Below are 22131 nucleotides of genomic sequence, written 5' to 3' on the forward strand. Positions count from 1 at the left end.
TTTCCTAGCGATATGCACTCTTCGTAAGATCCAGTCAGTAAATCGCAAACGCCGTAGGGGCGCAGGGCCTGCGCCCTCAATAATATTCCATCAAAGGCGATAACCGCTATATTAGTCTATCACCTAACCTCAAATAATGACTTATACAAGGAGTAATAATATGTCTAAGAATACTCAATTATTTAGATATCTTTCTAATGCAGAACAAGAATCTTTTGTTGGTGGACAAATGTTTCCTATGTTAAATCTATTTACTGAAGGTAAGTTATTCTTCCAAAACACTGATCTGGAAACTGAAGGAAAAAGTGATTTAACTCTTGCTTCAGGTGATTCTACTTCACAAACTACCAAATATAAATTATCCCAAATGACCATGGCACTTTCTTTCACATTTGGATTGTTAATGAGTTGGTAATTTATTACCCTATTTTCTAAATAATTTCTTTTCATGAAATAGCCAAAATTGAATTTAAACATTTTTTGTAGAGAGAAAATTTTATTTTTCTCTACATTTTTGTCGCTGAGTTAAATAAATAGTTTTATTTAAATATAACTATACCCTAAGAGAAATTTAAGTTTTGCAAATTTATAACCAAAGAATCATTTTTTTCTAATTATTAATAGTTATAAAAGAAGCATAGGTGTTATTGATCTATTCATAACTTGAGGCTAACAATCATGTCAAACCACATCATTCAATCTGATTTAATCGTTGATTTATCGCTAGATGAACAAGAAATTCTCACTGGAGGAATGTGCAGTAAGGAAGACAATAAGAGTGATGGGGATAAATCTAAGATTTCTCCCTCTAATGATCAAGAAGATAGTTTAGATAAAAGTAGTAACCCTAAATATCAATTCTTGGTCTATCGTCCCATAGTAAACAATCCCAAGACTTATATCCGAGCTAGTTAAACTATCTCTTTTCATTATGATTCATAAATGACTTTGATGAGTTGACACGTAGCAACTTTAAAATATTCAAAGTTATAGCTCTAATTTTGCACCCATCAAAGTATGTAAATATCATGGGTGCATTTTTCTTGGCAAAAAAAGTTAAGTAAAATTATTTAAACATGAAATAGCCTTAAATGCTTATTACAAATTTATTCCTATATGAAGGCATTAATTAATATTCCCAAAGAAATAAGAATATTTCTATATATATAACTAAGGGATAATTCTAATTTTATAAAACATAGTTATAAATAAATTAACAGAAGATAAGGTGATCCACCTAAGAGATTATTTAATTCGATTATCCAAGCTCTGAACTATTAATTGAGGGATCATTCTAAAAAGTAGTAATACGGATTAGATGTGAACCAGACCACCCTGAGTGTAGTCAAAGGGTAAACGTTATTTAAGTCATGACACCTTGGGATTCGCTAGTTCCATGATCTGTCGGTACTGATTAAACATTCTGAAAGGAAAGTGTCTTTACCTTAACAAGCTTAGATAACTAGGTTGAAGCAAACTTTACTTAGAAATAATGACTGGTCAAACCGACCGCAAACGTCAATAGTAGGAAATATTTTTCTGCTATTGACTACGAAACACTACATTATTCTGGGATTAGGACCTATGGCAACTACTAGAGACAACCATACCCTTTCTCTTTTCTCCTAATCAACTTTCTCTCTTTCCTAATCAATAGGAAAACAATTTCACTTTCCAGTAAGCAAGGAACATAATTATGTTAACCCAAAATATTGCAACTGATTTACTTGTAGAACTAGCCCCAGAAGAACAACAACTTTTATCTGGGGGATGTCAACAATCCCTCCCTTGTTGTAAACCTAAAAAACAAAAATGTGGATGTGGTGAAGAATACTCAAAATCTGATCAATTTCCACCCTCTGACAAGTATGAGACCTATCCTAATAATGGCGACAGTTGACACTCCCCGGTCTAAAGACACGGGGATTCTATAGAGAGTTTCAGTCTATATCCCTCAGTTATCCCAGTTTCAGGCAGGGATCCTTAAATATTTGGGTTCTTGCCCTGATCCTGTTTGCCATTACTGGCAGAATCATATCTGACAAGGACTTGTGTGTACACCGTAACCTCGCTCTTCGAGAGGGGGCTATGATATACCTCATAAGAGCAGGAAGTGCTGTAAACTTCCTAAAAGGACGGGGCTTGACCCATGTTTCGCTCCGCTCCACACAAGGCTTGCTACCCCCGCTCCCTGCTCCCTTTCCCTCTGCCTCTTCCGATGAGGAGAAATTTTCAATTACTTGATGTAAAGAATTAGCAATATCTTAGTTTCTGATCTTCTCAGAAATATTTACCTCCACGGCTGAGAAATAAAATAGGATCTGCTAGAATTCTTGCCATAATTTTCTCCTCTATTCTTTTTTTATCAAACAGAATTCAGGAGTCACAGAGTCAGAATTCAGTTGGGTATTCTGTGCGAGTGGCGGATGAATAACCGGCGTTTTTGCACCCCCACCAAATCGCAGATTTGGTGGTCTTTAATCAGTCGCAGGTCTGAATCCTCGACTGATTGATTCTGACTCGGTGGCTACTGACTCGGTGACTCCTTCTTCAAATTGGGCTTTTAATTTGGGAATTACCCATAATTGTCAAAGTCTATTGTCAGTAAGAAAATAAATTTATTTGAGTCAAAAGATAGAAATTGTAAATTAATATTTATAACCATAGAATCATTAAAAATATTAAAATAAGGTTTATAAAAAGATTGTAGGTAAACAATATTTATCAACCAATGGAGCCAAATAATTATGTCTGTTAAAATTCAAAACATCAAATTAGATTTGCTTGAGGAATTATCAACTGAAGACCAACAACTTATTTCTGGTGGTCATGGTCGTTGGGGCAGTGGTCGTGGTCCTAGGGGCGGTAGCTGGGGCTGGGGTCCCCGCCGCCGATGGTGGTAAATTAGCCCAAAGAACAAATTCAAGAATGCCCTAATATACATTTAATTTTTCTGAATTTGCTCTTTTTTCTCAGCTAGTAATTCACCAATCCAATCAAGTAAAATCGGATTTACTAACTCAGGAGCTTCATCTTGAGGACAGTGTCCCACTCCTTCTAAAGAAATAAACTTTTCTACAGTGGGAAAATCGGCTAACTCTTTACCTAAATCAATAGGTTCCCAAGGGTCAGCCGTTCCCCATAAAATAATTACTGGACAAGATAATACAGGTAATAAGTCTTCCGGTAAAGGGCCACTGGAATAAGCAGTAAAAGCCAGAAATACAGCCGCAGCACCAGGATCTTTTGCTGGTGTCATCAAAATATCTATTAACTCGTCTGTCACCGTTTCCCTATTAGCATAGGCTTGTAAAAGAATCTTTTTAACGGTTTGCGGTTGTGCCAGGCGATTAAAAAAGAAATCACCTACTGGTTTAATTGCCAAAAAGTTTTGGAGAATTGGCGCACCAAACCGCTTTATCCAAGGTAAAGCCACCCGTTTACGATCATGTAATAACCGCAAAGAACAGTTAAGCAAAGCAGTTCCTAAAGCCATATCTGGGCTAATTACCGCAGCTTGCATAGCGACAATACAACCAATAGAATTTCCCACCAAAAAAGCCGGTTCACCTACCACTTCTTGACAAAAATCCGCTACTTGTTGTCCCCAAGTTTCTAGGGTATAGGTAATTTTTTCCCCTGGGTTGGGTTTAGCTGAACCCCCAAAGCCAATTAAATCAATCGCATAAACCCGGCAATTTGTAGCTAAAGCTGGGATATTTTTCCGCCAATGCCCCCATGATGCACCAAATCCATGTATTAAAATCACAGCAGGTCCAGTAGTACCTTGTGTTTGGTAACAAATAGGGAAATCTTGCCAAATCCAGGTTTTTGTAGAAGTTCTCATCATAAATACAATTCTGAATAAATAAAACTTGATGCTTCTTCTCAATAACTAACTAATTTTGCTGACGATTGATATCTTGTAAATCCAGAGCATAATTTAAGCGTAAAAGATTTACCCCAGGTTCACCGAAAATTCCTAAAAATCTACCATCAAGATATTTACTAATTAAGGGAATAATATCATCTTCCTTAATACCCCGTGCCTGTGCCACTCTCTCTATTTGTTGTCGTGCTGCTTTCAAGGAGATATGGGGATCTAAACCAGAGCCTGAAGTATAAATCAAATCAGCCACAGGTTGCTTATTCTCATTCTGAAATTCTTCTGCTTGCTTGAGAATGCGTTCCTTGAGTTCTGGATTCGTAGGAGCGAGATTACTACCACCAGAAATACCACCAGGTTGAGCTTTTCGCCCCTGACTATATCTAACAGCACTGGGACGACCATGAAAATAACGGTCTGATATAAATCCTTGACCAATCAAAGTCGAACCAATAGGTTGATCATTGATATTTAACATCATACTGCCATTAGCTGAAACTGGGAAAAGAGACTGACCTACTAGCAATATAAAAAGAGGATATACAATTGCTGTTAATAACCAAATTACCAAAGTCATTCTGATGGCTTTAAAAGCTTCTCTAAAAATAGACATAATTTAATGTTGAATTTTATTTTAGGAGTCAGGATTGAGGAAAAAAAGAAAAAGAAGTAATGCCAATTATTAAAAGCGTTCTGGCTGAAAAATAACTATTAACAAATAAACTACTAACATTAAAGTAATAAATCCTAAAACCCCAATTGCCCAAGTAGAAACTTTATCTAAGCTAATACCAGTATTAGCATAAACCAATGGAGTAATAAATAAATTTAAACACATCACCATCAAAATAGTGAGCGGTAATTGATTTTTAAACTTGAAGAATCGAATAAGTGGGATCATTTTCAAAGAAGTAAAAGGTAAGAGGTTGTTTGATAGCTTGCATGGCGTTAGCCATAAAGTGTTTCGCTGTGACTTTAGGCACTTTTAGATCCCCCCTAACCCCCCTTAAAAAAGGGGGAACCAGAATCGAAGTCTCCCTTTTTAAGGGAGATTTAGAGGGATCTAAAACTTTTGATCCCGACAAAAGGACTTTTAAAACATCCTCTAAGGGACTCTTAAAAAAGGGGGAACCAGAATCAAAGTCTCCCTTTTTAAGGGAGATTTAGAGGGATCTAAAACTTTTGATCCCGACAAAAGGACTTTTAAAACATCCTCTAAGGGACTCTTAAAAAAGGGGGAACCAGAATCAAAGTCTCCCTTTTTAAGGGAGATTTAGAGGGATCTAAAACTTTTGATCCCGACAAAAGGACTTTTAAAACATCCTCTAAGGGACTCAAGAGATAATTATTTACGCTAAACCTACAAATGTGATCATCATATCTATTAATTTAATCGCAATAAATGGAGAAATTACCCCACCCAAGCCATAAATTACAATATTTCGTTGCAGAAGTTGATTAGCTGTCAAAGGTCGAAACTGAATACCTTTTAATGCTAAAGGAATCAAAGCCGGAATAATTAAAGCATTGTAAATCAATGCCGAAAGAATAGCCGAATTAACACTGCTTAACTTCATCACATTCAAACTTTCTAGATTAGCAGCAGTGAAAAGTACCGGAATAATCGCAAAATATTTAGCAATATCATTAGCGATAGAAAACGTTGTCAACGCCCCACGGGTAATTAACAGTTGCTTACCAATACTAACAATATCAATTAATTTGGTGGGATCAGAATCTAAATCCACCATATTAGCAGCTTCCTTAGCAGCTTGCGTTCCTGTATTCATCGCCACACCTACATTAGCTTGTGCTAAAGCGGGAGCATCATTAGTTCCATCCCCTGTCATCGCTACTATTTTACCCTCAGCCTGTTCCTGTTGAATTACAGCGATTTTATCTTCTGGTGTAGCTTCAGCGATGAATTCATCTACTCCGGCTTCCTTAGCAATCACAGAAGCAGTAATGCGGTTATCTCCCGTGAGCATGATTGTCCTCACTCCCATGCGTCGGAGTTGGTCAAATCGTTCGCGGATACCAGGTTTAACAATATCTTTGAGATAGATAACACCGTAAATTTCCTGATCCAGACAAACAGCTAAGGGTGTACCACCTTGGAGAGAAACCTGTTCATAGGCAACATCTAATTCGGTTGTATCCTGTCCATGACGCGAAAGAACAAAGCTTTTAATTGCTTCTACTGCACCTTTCCGCACTTCCCTACCTCCAGGTAAATTAGTGCCACTCATGCGCGTTTTGGCGGAAAATTCTATACCCTGTGCTTGTTTGCGGTCTAAATCAAAGTTTGCACCTAACTTTTCTGCCAGTCGGACAATGGATTTACCTTCGGGAGTATCGTCAAAGATACTAGCTGCCAAAGCCACATTAGCAATTTCTGTCATTGAATGGCCGTTAATGGGAATAAACTCCTCTGCCAAGCGGTTGCCAAGGGTAATTGTCCCAGTTTTGTCAAGAATGAGGGTATTGATATCTCCACAGGCTTCTATTGCCCTGCCAGAGGTAGCAATGACGTTAAATTGTGCAACCCTATCCATCCCCGCAATACCGATGGTACTCAGTAAACCGCCAATAGTTGTGGGGATGAGTGCTACCAAAAGAGCAATCAGAACAGGTACACTAATGGGACTATTGACATAGTAGGCAAAGGCGGGAAGAGTTGCCACGACAAATAAAAATACTAGGCTCAGAACTGCTAATAATACTGTTAAAGCAATTTCATTAGGTGTTTTACTGCGTTCTGCTCCTTCCACTAAAGCAATCATCCGGTCAATAAAGCCTTTGCTTGGTTCAGCAGTAACGCGAATAATCAGGTCGTCAGAAATGATCCGTGTACCACCCGTAACTGAACTGGCAACGTCTGAACCAAATTCTTTGAGAACTGGGGCAGATTCGCCAGTAATGGCTGATTCATCCACAGACGCGACACCCATGATCACTTCACCATCTGCGGGAATAATATCACCGGAAACGACGTATATAGTATCTCCCCGTTTCAAGTTATTAGCAGGAATTTCTGTAATTGTGCCGTCTACGGTGATAGTTTTAGCAACTGTAGCTGACTGAGTGGAACGTAAAGTATCAGCTTGGGCTTTACCTCGTCCCTCCGCTACAGCTTCCGCAAAGTTGCTAAATAAAACTGTGAATAATAAAATTCCTGTTAATAGTCCGTTAAAAAGATGGGGGTTTTTTTGATTTATTGGGCCAAACAATTCGGGATAAATGGTAACAGAGAAAGTAATAACTGTTCCTATCCATACCAAAAACATCACGGGATTTTTGATGGCATATTGGGGATACAATTTAATAAAAGCATTACCAATTGCCCGAAAATACAGTCCTTTGTTAGTTACCCGTATTTTTCTGCGTTTCTTGTGACGATAACGAGGACGAGGAGCTTTAGAATTGGAGTTAGTTCCGTTTGAGTTCATATATTAGTTATTAGTTATTAGTCATTAGTTATTAGTCATTAGTGGAGATTGGAAAAAATGATCTTTATCTAACTACCAGCAGCGAGTTTAAAACCTTCGGCGATTGGTCCTAAAGCTAGAACGGGGAAGAATGTCAAAATTCCTAAAATTAGGGTGATACCAGCGGTAATCCCAGTAAATAGCAAAGAATCAGTTTTCAAAGTTCCGCGACTTGCACAGACTACTTGTTTTTCAGACATACTATCAGCTAAGAGAAGCAGGGCAATAATAGGTATATAACGTCCTGCAAAAATACTGACTGTTGTACTTAAATTCCACCATAATGTCCCGTCATTTAATCCCTCTAAGCCAGAACCATTATTAGCTGCTGCTGAGGCATATTCATAAACTACTTGGGAAATACCATGAAAACTTGGGTTACTAATTCCTGATAAAGATATAGGATAAGCCAAAGCGATCGCACTGGGAATTAAAATCATCATGGGGTGAATTAATAGCACTACACTAGCCAGAACAATTTCCCGTTTTTCAATTTTGCGCCCAAAAATTTCCGGGGTCCGCCCTACCATTAACCCAGTGATAAAAACGGTAAGAATCAGGTAAATGAAAAGATAAGCTGTTCCTATTCCCTGTCCTCCCCAAATTATTTGTAAAAATAGGTTGAATAAGGTAGAAAATGTGCCATTGGGCATGAGAGAATCGTGCATTCCATTCACAGCACCGCACATAGTAGCGGTAGTTGTAATTGCCCATAATGCAGTTTGCGCCCAATCAAATCTGACTTCTTTACCTTCTAAATTGGGTAATTCTAATCGCAAAGCATTGTTAATCAAGGGATTTCCTTGTAATTCTCCTGTGGCTGTAACGCCAATGAGAACAACAAAGATCATAAACACCATTGAGAATAATAACCAGGTTTGTTTAAGGTTGTTGGCAAATACCCCGTAGGTGTAAATTAAGGATGTGGGAATGGCCAGCATGGCGATGATTTCTATTAAGTTAGAAGCGCCATTAGGATTTTCAAAGGGGTGAGCGGAATTAGCTGTAAAAAAGCCGCCGCCATTTTCACCTAACATTTTGATCATTTCCCAGGATGCTACTGGACCCCTAGCTATATACTGAATTCGCCCTTCTAAGGTTTCTACTACGAGGGTTTTGGCTAAAGTTTGGGGTACACCTGAGATAATGAGAGCGATCGCCCCAATAATAGATAAAGGTAGTAAAATTCTGGTGATAGCCTGGGTAAAATCAACATAAAAATTCCCCAACTTTCTCCCTGTCAAACCTCGGATAAAGGCAATTCCCACTACTAAACCACTAGCCGCTGAGGTAAACATCAAAAAGCCTAAAGCCGATGTTTGGCTAAAATAACTAAAGGTATTTTCTGTTGCGTAGTGCTGTTGGTCCGTGTTGGTCAGGAAAGAAATGGTGGTATGTAGTAATAAATCCCATCTCATTCTCCCCAGTTCATTGGGATTCCAGGGCAAAAATTTCTGATAATAAAGCAGGGCATAAACCATCACACCCATGACGACGTTGCTGGATAATAAGGCTTGAATATACTGCCAACCAGTCATATCATTTTTTTTGCCCACACCCCCTAAAATATAAATTATTGCCTCTATGGGCTTCATAACAGGATCAAGGATTGTCCTTTCTCCCAAGAAAACGCGAGCTATGTATTTTCCTAGTATTGGCGTAATTAACACGACAATACACAGCGTTAAAGCAATTTGTAAAAAACCTTGTCCCATGTAGTTTGCACTCTATTCAACTGAAGTTTTAGCCAGTTAATACTCAACAGTAATGCTTAAATTACTAATAAATTGAATTTTTAGTGATGAGATGATTTTTCATCCCACCGCAATCAATATAGTATTGTTTTATCTGAGTTTAACTAAATATTTTATCCAGTATATTTTTAATTCATAAAACCTCGCGGTATGCGGGAAACTCAGTGGCTAAAGCCGGTGAGAGGGAAGCGACACGAGTGAATTTATTCACTGTGGTATTTAAATGCTGATTTTTGAATGGATATAATCCCGGGAACCAGCAAACCCGTTCAAGTCCCCTCGCCCAACTAATCCAAAATGTCTTGTCTTTAACCAACGACTTAACAAACAGTCTTGCAGATAATCCGATAGCGTAGCGTGGCGTAAGCCATACTGGGGAAGTATTCGGAAGTGCGGATCAGGATTAGTCTCAATGGGCTAGTCGCTGCTTGTGTTGTAAAGTTTGTTCTTTACAAGCTCAATCCCTTTAGGGTTGAGTCAGTGACTTAACTGCACATCAGATTATAGTTTACCATTCCCTAAAAATATGCTTTTAATTATAGTTAAGTTTGTCTAAGTAAAAATCATCGAGTAATTAGTATATTTTTAGACATAAATTTGGGGCAGATAAATATATACTGATGATTATAGGCTAATTAGCTCAACTGACGATGAACTGCAAATAAACAATCATTATATTGCTTGTCAACCTCAAGATTTGTAAATGCCCAAGCCGCTTTATATGGCTTTTGGTATTCTCCTAAGATATTAATACGGTGACAAATATCAGGAATTTTAGTCAAATATCTAGCAGTTAAGGGGAAATCAGCAGCAAATATACCTTTAACTCTTTGTGCTGCACCTGTGTCATATTTAATCATGATTGCTATACAGTAGGTATCTTCTGATGTATGCAGGACTTGAACTGACCCATCATGACTGATATTTACTAGATGATCAGGTAATTTCAATGCTTGGCTAGTATCTAATGGTATATTTTGAGTTTTCACCCAATGGAGAATTTCTTGATGTTTTGCTAGTGCTGTGCGTTTTTGGTAAAAGTATTTAACGTTAACAATTGAACTGATGATCCAGTATGGTAAATATACGAGTAATAACACAAATCCGCTGAAGATTCTTTGTAGTTTATACATTTTGGTTATAATTGATTTGATTGAACACGCTAATTAAACAATATTTTTAATATGCTATGCAACCGAAACATCCTTGGTTACAAAAATGTATACAAAAGTTGGAAGAATTACCCCAGATAGAGACAACAACGATTATAGAACCTTTTTTAGAAAACACTCTTGCGGATGGGTTGTTAACTATTTATACGCCTCAAAACCGAATCAAATATATCGTTGAAATCAAAGCTCCTATCACTTTAGAAACACTTGATTCAACCATTAATTATCTCCACCATCTCAAAGAAAAACTCAGCAATGGTAAAAGAACACTGCTTGTTACATATAAACTTTCTGATGAAGTTTTTAATCTCTTAGTAAAAAATAATATTGAATTTATTGACACGACAGGTAATATTTATCTTAACAATTCATCACTATATATTTTAATTAGAAGTAGTTCAACGCCGAGCAGAAAATTATCATCTACTCCCAAGATTACTAACAGCACTTTTAAAGTAGCTTATGCTATACTTCAAGACCCAATCATTTTAGAATATCCTACTTTAGAACTAATAGCAAATGCTGCGGGAGTTGACGGAAAGACAGTTAAACGCAGTTTAGAAAGTTTGTATCTACTAAATTATTTACAGCGTCAACGCAGTGGAAAATATCGCATTAAAAATTACAGAAAACTCTTAGAAAGATGGGAAATGGGGTATATAGAAAATCTACGTTCAGAACTTCTGATAGGTACATTTAATTCTAGAGAGAATATAGATTTTAACGATATATCAAACCAAATATTAGCAATAGCCCAAAATCAAAAAATAATAATTGGGGGAGAATTAGGTGCTACAATTATCACAGGTTATTTAAAGCCAATTAGCATGATTCTTCACATTCCAGAAGAAGATAATTATCGTGTTATAACTACTATGCTGCGCCTCAAACCAGATCCAAAGGGTAATATTAGCATTTTCAAGCAATTTGGTAATAAAAATCAGCCTAAATATCCCTTGTCTGAATTTGTTGCAGACCCGTTACTCATTCATGCAGAATTGTCTCTACATCCAGATGAAAGACTAAAAGAAACGGCTAAACGTCTGTACGAAAAATATATTATCTTTTATCAAGAAATTTCCGAAATGGTATAATATGAGCGACTCAAATTCTCCACTTAACTCAGAAACTAAAAAATTTCTTACTGATTTTAAATCTATTATTGATTTACTAGAAGTTCCTATGCTGTTGATAGGCGCTCAAGCTAGACTTTTAATTTTTGACAGTCAATATCAAGTTCAAGGTCGAGCAACAAATGATTGGGATGTGGCGGTAAAATTGGATAATTGGGATAAATATAATTTACTGATAACCACAATGACGACTGGACAAAATCCTCTATTTAAAAAAACCAGAGTTATTCACAAATTTATACATATTGAAACTGAATTAGAAGTTGATGTTGTTCCTTTTGGCGATATCAGTAAACCAAAAGAGGAAATTAACTGGCAAGATGGTAATCAAATGAGTGTTTTAGGCTTAGAAGATGCCTTTGCAAATACAGAGATTATAATAATTGATAACATAGAAATTCGGGTAGCTGATATTGATGCTTTTATAGCTTTGAAACTACTAGCTTGGAATGAAAGAAGAGCAAATAAAGATTTAGAAGATATTATAACAATATTGCTAAAGTCTGCCAATGAAGAAGATGAACAGCGTGTTTATGATGAATTTGTTGATGAAATTATAGAAGGGAACTTTGAAGTAGATGAAGCTGCAATAATTTTTATAGGAAGAAATATTCAGAATAAATTCAAACCTGAATCTTTTAACAAAGTTAAAGAAATTGTTGTTATTATCCTGCATAATCAAGATAGATATATTCCCCAATTTGTATCTAAAAATTTAGAGGAGCAAGAATGGGATACAGCTTTTGATAAAATAGTGAAACGTTTTGAATCACTACAATATGGATTAATAAATGATCATAAATAATTAAATAGTTATTAGTAAATGACAATTAAACCTACCATATTCTCCTTCTTCTCCGGTTCAGGATTCCTCGATTTAGGCTTTGAAAACACAGGTTATATAATCGCTTATGTCAACGAAATATTCCCCCCATTCATCTCCGCATATCGCTATTCAAGAGAAAAACTCCAACTTCCACAACCTGAATATGGATATCATGAAGGAGAAGCCGCAGACGTAAGTAAATTAATAGCAGGAACACCTACACAAAGATTAAATGAATTAGTCACAGATTCCCGTAAATCAAATAATATAATTGGCTTTATTGGTGGTCCACCCTGTCCTGATTTTTCCATTGGTGGTAAAAACAAAGGATATTTAGGGGATAACGGTAAACTCTCATCTGCTTATGTTGAATTAATTTGTCAAAACTTACCCGATTTCTTTTTATTTGAAAATGTCAAAGGTTTGTGGAGAACAACCAAACACAGATTATTTTTTGAAGAACTAAAAATCAAATTACAAAAAGCAGGCTATATATTAACAGAACGGTTAATCAATTCGATTGAATATGGTGTACCTCAAGATAGAGATAGAATTATTTTAATCGGCTTTAAAGATAATTTTCTCAAAGACATGAAAATCAAAGATAACTTTACCTTTCCTTGGGAAAAATATATTTTATATCCTCAAAATCAAGTATTTGCTTATCCTTGGCATAAATGGGAACCATTTCAAGAAGATTCCCTAATTCCTTGTCCTGAAAATATTCCTCAACAACTAACCGTTGAATATTGGTTTAGAAAAAATAACGTTATTAATCATGCCAATGGTCAACATCATTTTCAACCAAGAGCAGGTAAAATTAAATTTGCTACTATTGCCGAAGGAGATGATTCCAAAAAATCATTTAAACGTTTGCACCGTTGGCGTTATTCTCCCACAGCTTGCTATGGTAATAATGAGGTACATTTACATCCTTACAAAATTAGACGGATTTCTGTAGCGGAAGCCTTAGCAATTCAATCGTTACCCGCTAATTTTTCACTTCCCGAAAATATGTCACTTACCAATATGTTTAAAACCGTTGGTAATGGTGTTCCATACTTAGCAGCAAAGGCATTAGCGCAAACTATACTTGACTTTTTAAATACTGACTCATAAGACTTCAGATCCCCGACTTCTTCAAGAAGTCGGGGATCTTGTGGTTGTTAATGGTTTAATATAAAAGAAATACTTTAATTTTCATCAAGTTTAATAAACTCTACACCAAAAGAAAAAACGATGGCAGCAGACTATCCAAACATTGATATTGCGCCATTTATTGACCACTCTCTGTTATTACCAATTGCAACTCCAGAGCAGATAAGTCAATGGTGCGACGAAGCATATAGATATAACTTTGCAGCCGTATGTGTAAATCCCTGTTATGTCAAGCAAGTAGCAGAACTGTTGTATAAAAAAAATCCTCAAATTTGTACAGTTATTGGATTTCCCAATGGTGCAAATACTTCCGCAGTGAAGTTATATGAAGCTAAGGAAGCAGTAGATAATGGCGCTACTGAGTTAGATGTAATGATTAACTTGGGGTGGTTAAAAGCCGGGAAAACCGAAGAAGTTCACCGAGAAATTGCCACAATTTGCGAAGAAGCCGGACAGCCTGTTAAGGTAATTTTAGAAACTAGCCTTCTCACGGATACAGAGAAACAAATAGCTGCGGAACTAGCTATGGATGCCGGTGCAGCATTCTTAAAAACCAGTACAGGTTGGAATGGTGGTGCAACTGTAGCAGATATTAAGTTTTTAAAGGAAATCACAAAAGATCGAGTAGGCATCAAAGCATCAGGAGGTATTCGTACACACAACGAAGCCTTAGATTTAATTATAGCTGGTGCGACTAGATTAGGCACATCTCGTGGTGTGGATTTACTTCGTCAACGCCATAACCCAGAACAAGAAAAAAGCGAGTAGCTCGGTCATCTTTTGTCAGTTGTTGGTTGTCCTTGATTAGTTAACCACTGACTAATAACTAAGTAAATGAGCAGAAATAAATTCTGGGCAGGCTAGAAGCCCACCCCACAAGAATATTATATTTATTGTGGGGTGGGCATCTTGCCTGCCCAGAGCCAACAACATCATTTTGATATTATTTCAGCCCATATATCTAATAACTAATGACTAATAACTAATAACTAATAACTAATAACTAATGACTAATGACTAATAACTAATGACTAAAACCTATAAAGCAACAGGTATTAATCTCAAAGCGCAGGCACTGGGAGAATCAGATAAAATAGTCACAATTTTAACTCAAGAATTTGGGCTGATTCGAGCAATTGCGACGGGAGCGCGGAAACAAAATTCCAGCTTAGGTGGAAGAATGGGGATGTTTGTCGTCAATGAATTACTCATTTCCCAAGGCAGAAACCTAGATAGAATTACTCAAGCTGAAACTATAAAAACTTATCCCGGTTTATCTAAAGATTTGGGTAAACTAGCTGCTAGTCAATATTTAGCTGAAATAGTTTTGTGTCAAGCTTTAAGCGAACAACCCCAAACAGAAATTTATGAGTTATTTAATAAACATCTTCAGCGGCTAGAGGATATACCCAAAACAGAGATAAAATGTGTAGTCGCTCATCTAGCTCAGGGCGTATTTCAGCTTTTAAATTTAGCAGGACTCACCCCACAAGTCGAAGTTTGTTGCTTAACCCAGCGTCTGTTAACTCCAGACTGGACGAATCCTCAATGGCAAGTTGGATTTAGTATTCCCTCCGGTGGGATAATTTGTTTAGATGCTTGGAAAAGCTTGCGAAAAGAAATAGAGCAGGGGAAATGGGAAAATGGGGAAATAGCCCAAACCTGTGCCTCTAACCCTAGCTATGAAACAGTTTTTCATCAGCAGGAGTTACCAATTATTTCTCGTCGGTTAAATGGGAAACAACTGGTTATGCTTCAACATCTGTCGGAAACAGAGATAATGAAAATAGATGCAGCCTCAGATTCTGGATGGTTAGCTGTTGAGCAAATTTTGCGTCAGTACGTCCAGTATCATTTGGGGCAGCCTATTCGCTCTGCCACTTTGATTGACTCCTATTTTGCCGCCAACCATGATGCAATCGTCTGATTTAGATAAAAAAAGCCGAACTCACTCACCTAGCGACGCTAAAAAAAAGCATAGAGCATCAGATCATAATGTTGTCTCTTCACCTAAACTTAGTCATATTCATAGTCCAGAAATGTCACTAACTGATGTTTCTAAGGATGGAAATTGCACTTCAGAAATTCCAGTAACTGATATTCCCAAACCATCAGAAATTATACACACAAATGATAAAACTAATGGTATTCAGGAAAATGCCCCAGTTACAACGGAATTAACACCGGAAACACTACCATTGATAGATGCTGATTCTGAAGATACATCTTCAGTAAATAATCAACAGGTGGGTTTTTTACCTGTATTAAAAAACCCTAACTTTCTCGCTCTTTGGGCAGGTCAAGTTTTCTGTCAACTAGCTGATAAAGTTTATTTAGTATTAATGATTGCTTTGATTAATAGCCAATTTCAAGCTAGTGATCAAAGTATTAGCGGTTGGGTTTCAGCTTTAATGATGGCGTTTACTATTCCAGCCATATTATTTGGTTCTGTAGCTGGAGTTTTTGTAGATCGTTGGTCAAAAAAAGTTGTCTTGGTAGCATCAAATATTTGGCGTGGTATTCTGGTTTTGCTCATTCCTCCCTTGCTATGGTTAACCCACGATTGGCAGCCTGTGGGAGTTTTACCAGTGGGGTTTTTGATTATTTTAGGTGTGACCTTTTTGGTTTCTACCTTGACACAATTTTTCGCGCCGGCAGAACAATCGGCTATTCCTTTAATAGTGAAAGAACAGGATTTGCTTTCAGCTAATTCTCTCTATACAACGACAATGATGGCTTCGGTAATTGTTGGTTTTGCCGTAGGAGAACCAGTTTTAGCATTAGCAGATGGACTTTGGACAAAATTAGGTGGTAGTGGTGGATTAGGTAAGGAAATTTTAGTAGGTGGCAGTTATGCGATCGCTGGGTTAATATTATTTCTACTGCGAACTAATGAAAAACCCCACCCCCCAGAAACAGAATTTCCTCATGTTTTCTCAGACTTGCGCGACGGGTTTCGTTATCTCCAAGAAAATCATCGCATCCGTAATGCTTTACTACAACTAGTTATCTTGTTTTCTGTCTTTGCAGCCCTGACTGTGCTTGCAGTTCGGATGGCAGAAATTATCCCAAATATGAAAGCCTCTCAATTCGGCTTTTTACTGGCATCTGCTGGTATAGGTGTAGCGATTGGGGCGACAATTCTCGGCCAATTTGGGCAACGCTTTTCCTATAAACAACTCAGTTTTTGGGGTTGTCTCGGTGTGGCAGGATCTTTAATTGGTTTATCACTGTTTACTACCCAACTCTTACCTGTGCTGCTATTCATTGCTTTAGTGGGAGTATTTGGAGCTTTGGTGGGTATTCCCATGCAAACTGCAATCCAAACGGAAACACCCGCAGCTATGCGCGGTAAAGTATTTGGACTGCAAAATAATGTAATTAATATTGCCCTCTCCCTACCTTTAGCTTTAGCTGGTGTAGCTGAAACCTTTATTGGCTTGAAAGCAGTATTTTTTACCTTAGCTGCCATCGTCTTAGTCGGCGGTCTGTTTACCTGGTATAATTCGGGTGATTCCTCAGATGGCAAATAGCCAAAAACTGCATCAAACTCTTGAGTTTCGTGCTAAACTTAGTCCAGCAAGATGCAAAATACTTGCTGGGGATCAACTAAATAATCAGCATATTAATTTGTAATCAAGTTAAAAAAATTTATAACTTATTAGCATCATTAATAAAGCTATTTATTGAATTTTTAATTGCCAAGATTATTTGAGGTTTCAAATTAGAGATATTTGAGTTTTTGTGATCAACAAAAATTCATTTATGCCAACTGGATTAATAAAAACAGTATAGTTTACACTCGCTTTTTTTTATAGATAACTGAAGAATGCGTATAGCTTGGATTGGAAAAAAAACCCCCTTTTGCGGTAACGTCACCTACAGCCGAGAAATTACCAACGGATTGCTAGACAAAGGACATGAGGTTAGTTTTCTCCACTTTACTGAAGAAGAAACCACAACAGATAACTGGCCTAATGAAGTTCCTTTGCCATTTATTTACAAGTCCCAGGTTTACACAATTCCCTCTTTTAAAGCCACTAAGGTTTTGAAAGATTCTCTGCGGGAAATTAAACCAGATATAGTTCACGCTTCTCTGACTCTCTCAACTTTAGACTTTTTTTTACCAGAGATTTGCGAAGAATTAAATTTGCCCCTAATTGCGACTTTCCACACTCCATTCGCAGGTAAGGGAGCAAAATTATTATCCAGTACCCAACTTTTAGCTTATCAACTTTACGCTCCTTTTTTGGATCATTATGATCGCGTAATTATCTTTTCCCAAATTCAACGGGAATTGTTATCAAGTATGGGAGTTAGAGAAAAAAAGATTGCTGTTATCCCTAATGGTGTAGATCCTGTTAAGTATTCTCCCGGTACTTCCCAAGTTAAAGCTGAATTTGGGGCTGAACGTTTGTTTGTTTATCAAGGGAGAATCGCTCAGGAGAAAAATGTTGAATCTCTCCTCCGGGCTTGGAAGCAATCAGATATGGGAGTTAAGACCAAATTGCTAATTGTGGGTGATGGTCCATTAAAGCCTTCTCTAGAGTCATTTTATGGGCGAGAACATGGCATCATCTGGTTAGGATTTATTGCTGACGAAGATCGCCGCATCGAAATTTTACGGGGATCTGATGTATTCATTTTGCCTTCTTTGGTAGAGGGTTTATCCTTGTCTCTATTAGAAGCAATGTCTTGTGGTTTAGCCTGTTTAGCTACTGATGTCGGTGCAGACGGGGAAGTTTTAGAAAAGGGTGCTGGTGTTGCAATTAATACAAGCAGTGTGCGATCGCAGTTAAAAACCCTATTACCACTATGCCAAGATCATCCAGAGTTAACAACATTATTGGGAGAAAAAGCGAGGAAGCGGATATTAGAACGCTATACCCTGAATGATAACATCACGCAATTAGAAGAGCTTTATAGCCAAGTTCTGGCACAGCGTCCTTTAACACTGAGTTGGGGCGTTTAACCCTCCGTAGGGGCGGGGTCTCCCCGCCCTCTGGGGTCTCCCCGCCCTCTGGGGTCTCCCCGCCCTCTGGGGTCTCCTCTGGGGTCTCCTCTGGGGTCTCCTCTGGGGTCTCCCCGCCCTCTGGGGTCTCCCCGCCCTCTGGGGTCTCCCCGCCCTCTGGGGTCTCTCTCTACTGCCCTTTGTCTATCCTTTCCCCGCCCTTTGTCTATCCTTTAATATTATTCTTTCATTCCATGAAATATAATCCCAAAATTCATCATCGCCAGTCAATTCGCCTGCGGGGTTATGATTATTCACAGCCGGGGGCATATTTCATCACCCTGTGTACCCAAAACAGTGAATGTAATTTAGGTGAAATTATGAATGGGGAAATGAAATTCACAGTTCGGGGTCTGATTATTGATGAATTTTGGTTAAAAATCCCTGACCATTTTCCTAATGTGGAATTAGATCAATTTGTGGTTATGCCTAATCATATTCATGGAATTATTGTGATTAATGATGAATTGTTGGGCGAACAGAACATAAAGGAGACAAATACAAATACAAATACAAATACAAATATAGAGGGCGGGGAGACCCCGCCCCTACGGAAGAAAACGACGTTGGGACAAATTATTGCTTATTACAAATATCAAACAACAAAAATTATTAATCAAGTTGATAATACCCCTGGACTGCGTATATGGCAACGCAATTATTATGAGCGCATTATCCGCAATGATAAAATTTTAAACCTTGCCTGACAATATATTTTCCAAAATCCTTTCCGTTGGCATAAAGATCCTAATCACCCCTGTAAACTGAGTAAAAGCTATTGACACCGACGGAAAAATTTGTTATCATAGAAACGACGAGGAAGAACTATCTTTGATGTATAAGCGTAATAAATAAGGTATTAAAGTAATTAAGCAAATAATAATTCTTTGGTGGGCATTGCCCACCTTACATTACGCTAATTTATCTAGGTAAGGACTGACATCAACAGCTAATTTTTTGCCCAACTTGAGTAATTGCCGACATTGAATAGTTTCGGCTTCACTGTCAATACTGGTAATACGTGGCAATATTTGACTGTGTAAACAACTCCAATATAGTTCTTGGGAATGGTTTAAATTAATGCCCAGATGTAATTCATGAGCAACATCAATTAATCTTTCTAAACGTTGAATATCAGCATCCATTTTGCTATTGGCAGCATACAATAATTGCCACAATAAATGGACTATTAATTGTTCGATGATTTGGTTGCCATTGGGAATATTTAATTGACAACGAAGATGTTTGGCTTCAGTAGCGATCGCTTCTAATTCTCCGATATGATTCCAACTTAATTGCAGTTCACTAATATCTTGTTCTAGGGATCTCAATGTTGTGAGACAACGATACCCCAAAGCAATTTCCGCTGCTACCTGTAATTCTCGTGGTACTTCCAACTCATCCCGATGAAAGGCCATAATCACACCGTAATTATCACGGTATGCCTGAGTATATAACTGGTCTAATCGTGCCAGTGTTTCCTGACTTAACAACCGCATAATTCGGTGACGTTCTTCCGCAAATAAAGTCTGTAAACTAAAGGTATCATCCCCAAATAATTGAGTCATTACCAAAATTACATGAGCAATACTAGCCTGTTGCAGTGCCGTAAACAGCTTTTCTTTAATTTGACTATAGTTACGCCGTCCTTCAAACTTTTGAATACAGCAATGAAAATCCCAACCACCCAAATGCAAAACGGCAAATACTAAATTTTCACTTTCCCAAGTAATATCTGACACTAGCTGCAAATGCCCCACCGCCATAGTTAATGGTCCGAAGCTCTGCTTATGATAATCTAATTCATGGGCATCATAGCAGTAGACACGCTGATGATGAGGATGGGCGTTTTCTGGTGTCTCTTGTCCAGGGATAGTATTTTTGTGATGATTAAATAAGGAAGTAATAGCGTAATGGGCAGCCACTTGTTTGAACCCAATTTGGGCAGTTAACACCAATTGACGATATATTTCTGCTCCATGTTTAAATTCTGGCACATTACTAGGAGCTAAACCGAGGCGTTTAATAAAACCCTTTTCTAACTGCACACCTGCCACATCTTCTGCTAATTCTAAGGCCCGGGAGGCATAGCGCAAAATCTGTGTTCCCTCTGGGCGAGAAAGTTCTTCAAAAAACCAGCCGCAACTGGTAAACATCAGTAAAGAGTGCCGCTGCATTTCCAATAAGCGTAAAGCTTCTACCTGTTCAGCAGCTTGAAGTTTGCGAGTTTGATGATGAGCCAGAAAACGGTTAATATTAGCGGGGGTGCGATCGCCCATTACCTGAATATATTCGTCCCTTGCTTGCCAATGATCACGGAATAATGTCCCACCATATTCCTCATAGACATTACCTAACTGATCTCGCAGCCAATTCAACGCATTTCGTAACGGCCGCCGCCATTTTTGATGCCACACGCCCCCTTCACCACCACAACCACAATCATCTTGCCATCTATCCACACCATGAGCGCAACTCCAAGCCGTCACCGACTTTAATTTTACTTCCCAAGAGGGAGGATTTAAACTCAAATAGTGGGCGAAATTGGTAACAGTCCAACCATGACGGGGAAACTCACCAATAAAGGCATAAGCTAAAGTTTTTTCTGTTCCCTTTTTGTGATGTCCAAAGGTTTCCCCATCTGTAGCTACAGAAATTAGTTGGGACTGACGATGATCTCCGCGAATAGCTGCCCCAATTCGTCCCGCAAAATGATGGGAATTGTAGACAACATCACTAAAACCCATATCCCGTGAAATCGGACCATCGTAGAAAAAGATATCAATATAGGGAGTTGATTTTTTGGCCGACTCCTTACTATCCAAATAACAACGATAAGGCCGGGTAGGATCAATCTGATTACCCCCTACCTCATGCCATTGATGATCACAACCATCTTCTGTGGAGATAGGACGACAACGCTGGGCTTGAGAAGGGGCTAAAATAATAAACTTAATCCCTTCGGCCACCAATGCTTCTAAAGTGGCATAGTCTACGGCTGTTTCTGCCAACCACATTCCTTCAGGATCACGGCCAAAGCGAGAACGGAAATCTTCCTTACCCCAGCGAATTTGTGTATGTTTATCCCGTTCATTGGCTAGAGGGAGAATAATGTGATTATAGACTTGAGCGATCGCATTCCCATGACCATTCAAGCGATCGCAGCTTTTAGCATCAGCCTCCAAAATCCGCTGATAAACTTCTACATCGTAGCGTTCTAACCACGACATCAGCGTCGGCCCAATATTAAAGCTCATGTATTCATAATTATTCACAATCTTCACAACTTCGCCCCGGTCATTGAAAACCCGCGCAAAGGCATTAGGACGATAACACTCCCAATCAATGCGCTCATTCCAGTCATGAAAAGGACTAGCGCTAGGTTGACGTTCAATCGCATCAAGATAAGGATTTTCTCTAGGAGGTTGATAAAAATGACCATGAACCGTAACATAAACACCCTGAGCAGTTTTTAGGGGATCATGTTCAGGACTGGATTTAGCCTCTTTATCTAACGGTAATACTAAGCTAGAACTACTTGGTATTTCGGCAGTCGAAGTCATATATTTTTATCCAAATAAATGTGTAATTTTGCAAAATATTCTGGCTATATCTACCTTTCTACAATTGTTTTCTCATAAAATCATTGATAAATAACACATAAGAAACAAAACTAAATTTTGTTACCATTATTTCCAAACAG

18 protein-coding genes and 1 pseudogene are annotated in these 22131 nt (G+C 38.0%); 12 read left to right on the top strand and 7 right to left on the bottom strand.

Annotation, left to right across the window (positions count from 1 at the left end):
- Nucleotides 1-160: 160 nt before the first annotated feature.
- The 4 genes from EZY12_13660 (at nucleotide 161) to EZY12_13675 (ending at nucleotide 2903) form a co-directional block, all read left to right on the top strand.
- On the top strand, nucleotides 161-415 hold the full coding sequence (locus EZY12_13660; GenBank protein QSX65917.1) for a hypothetical protein: 255 nt from the start codon (nucleotides 161-163) through the stop codon (nucleotides 413-415).
- Between the two features lie 263 nt (nucleotides 416-678).
- Nucleotides 679-915: a hypothetical protein gene (locus EZY12_13665; protein ID QSX65918.1), complete on the top strand. Its 237-nt coding sequence runs from the start codon at nucleotides 679-681 to the stop codon at nucleotides 913-915.
- Nucleotides 916-1696: 781 nt separating this feature from the next.
- The gene (locus tag EZY12_13670; GenBank protein ID QSX65919.1) at nucleotides 1697-1900 is read left to right on the top strand and encodes a hypothetical protein; all 204 of its coding nucleotides are present in this window, start codon (nucleotides 1697-1699) and stop codon (nucleotides 1898-1900) included.
- A gap of 847 nt (nucleotides 1901-2747) precedes the next feature.
- On the top strand, nucleotides 2748-2903 hold the full coding sequence (locus tag EZY12_13675) for a hypothetical protein (protein ID QSX65920.1): 156 nt from the start codon (nucleotides 2748-2750) through the stop codon (nucleotides 2901-2903).
- Between the two features lie 41 nt (nucleotides 2904-2944).
- Here the strand turns inward: EZY12_13675 and EZY12_13680 are convergent, their stop codons facing one another.
- The 6 genes from EZY12_13680 to EZY12_13705 all read right to left on the bottom strand — a co-directional run bounded on the left by EZY12_13680 (nucleotide 2945) and on the right by EZY12_13705 (nucleotide 10261).
- Entirely contained in the window at nucleotides 2945-3847 is a 903-nt protein-coding gene (locus EZY12_13680; protein ID QSX70661.1) for an alpha/beta fold hydrolase, read from the bottom strand.
- Between the two features lie 52 nt (nucleotides 3848-3899).
- On the bottom strand, nucleotides 3900-4499 hold the full coding sequence (gene kdpC, locus EZY12_13685; protein QSX65921.1) for a K(+)-transporting ATPase subunit C: 600 nt from the start codon (nucleotides 4497-4499) through the stop codon (nucleotides 3900-3902).
- A gap of 69 nt (nucleotides 4500-4568) precedes the next feature.
- Nucleotides 4569-4787, bottom strand: coding sequence for a potassium-transporting ATPase subunit F (locus EZY12_13690; protein QSX65922.1), 219 nt, complete (start codon nucleotides 4785-4787; stop codon nucleotides 4569-4571).
- Between the two features lie 448 nt (nucleotides 4788-5235).
- Nucleotides 5236-7335, bottom strand: a complete 2100-nt coding sequence (kdpB, locus tag EZY12_13695; protein QSX65923.1) for a potassium-transporting ATPase subunit KdpB — start codon at nucleotides 7333-7335, stop codon at nucleotides 5236-5238.
- A gap of 68 nt (nucleotides 7336-7403) precedes the next feature.
- Nucleotides 7404-9089, bottom strand: coding sequence for a potassium-transporting ATPase subunit A (kdpA, locus tag EZY12_13700; GenBank protein ID QSX65924.1), 1686 nt, complete (start codon nucleotides 9087-9089; stop codon nucleotides 7404-7406).
- 674 nt (nucleotides 9090-9763) lie between these two features.
- Nucleotides 9764-10261 (bottom strand): hypothetical protein, encoded by a 498-nt coding sequence (locus EZY12_13705; GenBank protein ID QSX65925.1) that lies wholly within the window; start codon nucleotides 10259-10261, stop codon nucleotides 9764-9766.
- A 56-nt stretch (nucleotides 10262-10317) separates the two neighbouring features.
- Between EZY12_13705 and EZY12_13710 the strand changes: the two genes are divergently transcribed.
- From EZY12_13710 to EZY12_13745, 8 genes and pseudogenes are all read left to right on the top strand, one after another.
- Nucleotides 10318-11394, top strand: coding sequence for a hypothetical protein (locus tag EZY12_13710; GenBank protein ID QSX65926.1), 1077 nt, complete (start codon nucleotides 10318-10320; stop codon nucleotides 11392-11394).
- 1 nt (nucleotide 11395) lies between these two features.
- Nucleotides 11396-12238: a hypothetical protein gene (locus EZY12_13715; protein QSX65927.1), complete on the top strand. Its 843-nt coding sequence runs from the start codon at nucleotides 11396-11398 to the stop codon at nucleotides 12236-12238.
- Between the two features lie 18 nt (nucleotides 12239-12256).
- Complete coding sequence (locus tag EZY12_13720) at nucleotides 12257-13378, top strand: DNA cytosine methyltransferase (GenBank protein ID QSX65928.1); 1122 nt, start codon at nucleotides 12257-12259, stop codon at nucleotides 13376-13378.
- A 120-nt stretch (nucleotides 13379-13498) separates the two neighbouring features.
- On the top strand, nucleotides 13499-14185 hold the full coding sequence (gene deoC / locus EZY12_13725; protein QSX65929.1) for a deoxyribose-phosphate aldolase: 687 nt from the start codon (nucleotides 13499-13501) through the stop codon (nucleotides 14183-14185).
- 259 nt (nucleotides 14186-14444) lie between these two features.
- Complete coding sequence (recO, locus tag EZY12_13730; GenBank protein ID QSX65930.1) at nucleotides 14445-15344, top strand: DNA repair protein RecO; 900 nt, start codon at nucleotides 14445-14447, stop codon at nucleotides 15342-15344.
- Nucleotides 15328-16950 (top strand): MFS transporter, encoded by a 1623-nt coding sequence (locus EZY12_13735; protein QSX65931.1) that lies wholly within the window; start codon nucleotides 15328-15330, stop codon nucleotides 16948-16950. The genes recO and EZY12_13735 overlap by 17 nt, the downstream gene beginning before the upstream one ends.
- Nucleotides 16951-17246: 296 nt before the next feature.
- Nucleotides 17247-18389, top strand: a complete 1143-nt coding sequence (locus tag EZY12_13740; protein ID QSX65932.1) for a glycosyltransferase family 4 protein — start codon at nucleotides 17247-17249, stop codon at nucleotides 18387-18389.
- Nucleotides 18390-18622: 233 nt separating this feature from the next.
- Nucleotides 18623-19132 (top strand): annotated as a pseudogene (locus tag EZY12_13745) (transposase).
- A gap of 207 nt (nucleotides 19133-19339) precedes the next feature.
- Here the strand turns inward: EZY12_13745 and EZY12_13750 are convergent.
- Entirely contained in the window at nucleotides 19340-21991 is a 2652-nt protein-coding gene (locus EZY12_13750; GenBank protein ID QSX65933.1) for a DUF3536 domain-containing protein, read from the bottom strand.
- Nucleotides 21992-22131: the final 140 nt, after the last annotated feature.

Source organism: Dolichospermum sp. DET69 (assembly GCA_017355425.1).
GTDB lineage: Bacteria > Cyanobacteriota > Cyanobacteriia > Cyanobacteriales > Nostocaceae > Dolichospermum.

Excerpts from the sequence above, each read along its gene's own strand:
- EZY12_13660 (QSX65917.1), top strand. The coding sequence starts at position 161 with ATGTCTAAGAATACTCAATTATTTAGATATCTTTCTAATGCAGAACAA.
- EZY12_13665 (QSX65918.1), top strand. The coding sequence starts at position 679 with ATGTCAAACCACATCATTCAATCTGATTTAATCGTTGATTTATCGCTA.
- EZY12_13670 (QSX65919.1), top strand. The coding sequence starts at position 1,697 with ATGTTAACCCAAAATATTGCAACTGATTTACTTGTAGAACTAGCCCCA.
- EZY12_13675 (QSX65920.1), top strand. The coding sequence starts at position 2,748 with ATGTCTGTTAAAATTCAAAACATCAAATTAGATTTGCTTGAGGAATTA.
- EZY12_13680 (QSX70661.1), bottom strand. The coding sequence starts at position 3,847 with ATGAGAACTTCTACAAAAACCTGGATTTGGCAAGATTTCCCTATTTGT.
- kdpC (QSX65921.1), bottom strand. The coding sequence starts at position 4,499 with ATGTCTATTTTTAGAGAAGCTTTTAAAGCCATCAGAATGACTTTGGTA.
- EZY12_13690 (QSX65922.1), bottom strand. The coding sequence starts at position 4,787 with ATGATCCCACTTATTCGATTCTTCAAGTTTAAAAATCAATTACCGCTC.
- kdpB (QSX65923.1), bottom strand. The coding sequence starts at position 7,335 with ATGAACTCAAACGGAACTAACTCCAATTCTAAAGCTCCTCGTCCTCGT.
- kdpA (QSX65924.1), bottom strand. The coding sequence starts at position 9,089 with ATGGGACAAGGTTTTTTACAAATTGCTTTAACGCTGTGTATTGTCGTG.
- EZY12_13705 (QSX65925.1), bottom strand. The coding sequence starts at position 10,261 with ATGTATAAACTACAAAGAATCTTCAGCGGATTTGTGTTATTACTCGTA.
- EZY12_13710 (QSX65926.1), top strand. The coding sequence starts at position 10,318 with ATGCAACCGAAACATCCTTGGTTACAAAAATGTATACAAAAGTTGGAA.
- EZY12_13715 (QSX65927.1), top strand. The coding sequence starts at position 11,396 with ATGAGCGACTCAAATTCTCCACTTAACTCAGAAACTAAAAAATTTCTT.
- EZY12_13720 (QSX65928.1), top strand. The coding sequence starts at position 12,257 with ATGACAATTAAACCTACCATATTCTCCTTCTTCTCCGGTTCAGGATTC.
- deoC (QSX65929.1), top strand. The coding sequence starts at position 13,499 with ATGGCAGCAGACTATCCAAACATTGATATTGCGCCATTTATTGACCAC.
- recO (QSX65930.1), top strand. The coding sequence starts at position 14,445 with ATGACTAAAACCTATAAAGCAACAGGTATTAATCTCAAAGCGCAGGCA.
- EZY12_13735 (QSX65931.1), top strand. The coding sequence starts at position 15,328 with ATGATGCAATCGTCTGATTTAGATAAAAAAAGCCGAACTCACTCACCT.
- EZY12_13740 (QSX65932.1), top strand. The coding sequence starts at position 17,247 with ATGCGTATAGCTTGGATTGGAAAAAAAACCCCCTTTTGCGGTAACGTC.
- EZY12_13750 (QSX65933.1), bottom strand. The coding sequence starts at position 21,991 with ATGACTTCGACTGCCGAAATACCAAGTAGTTCTAGCTTAGTATTACCG.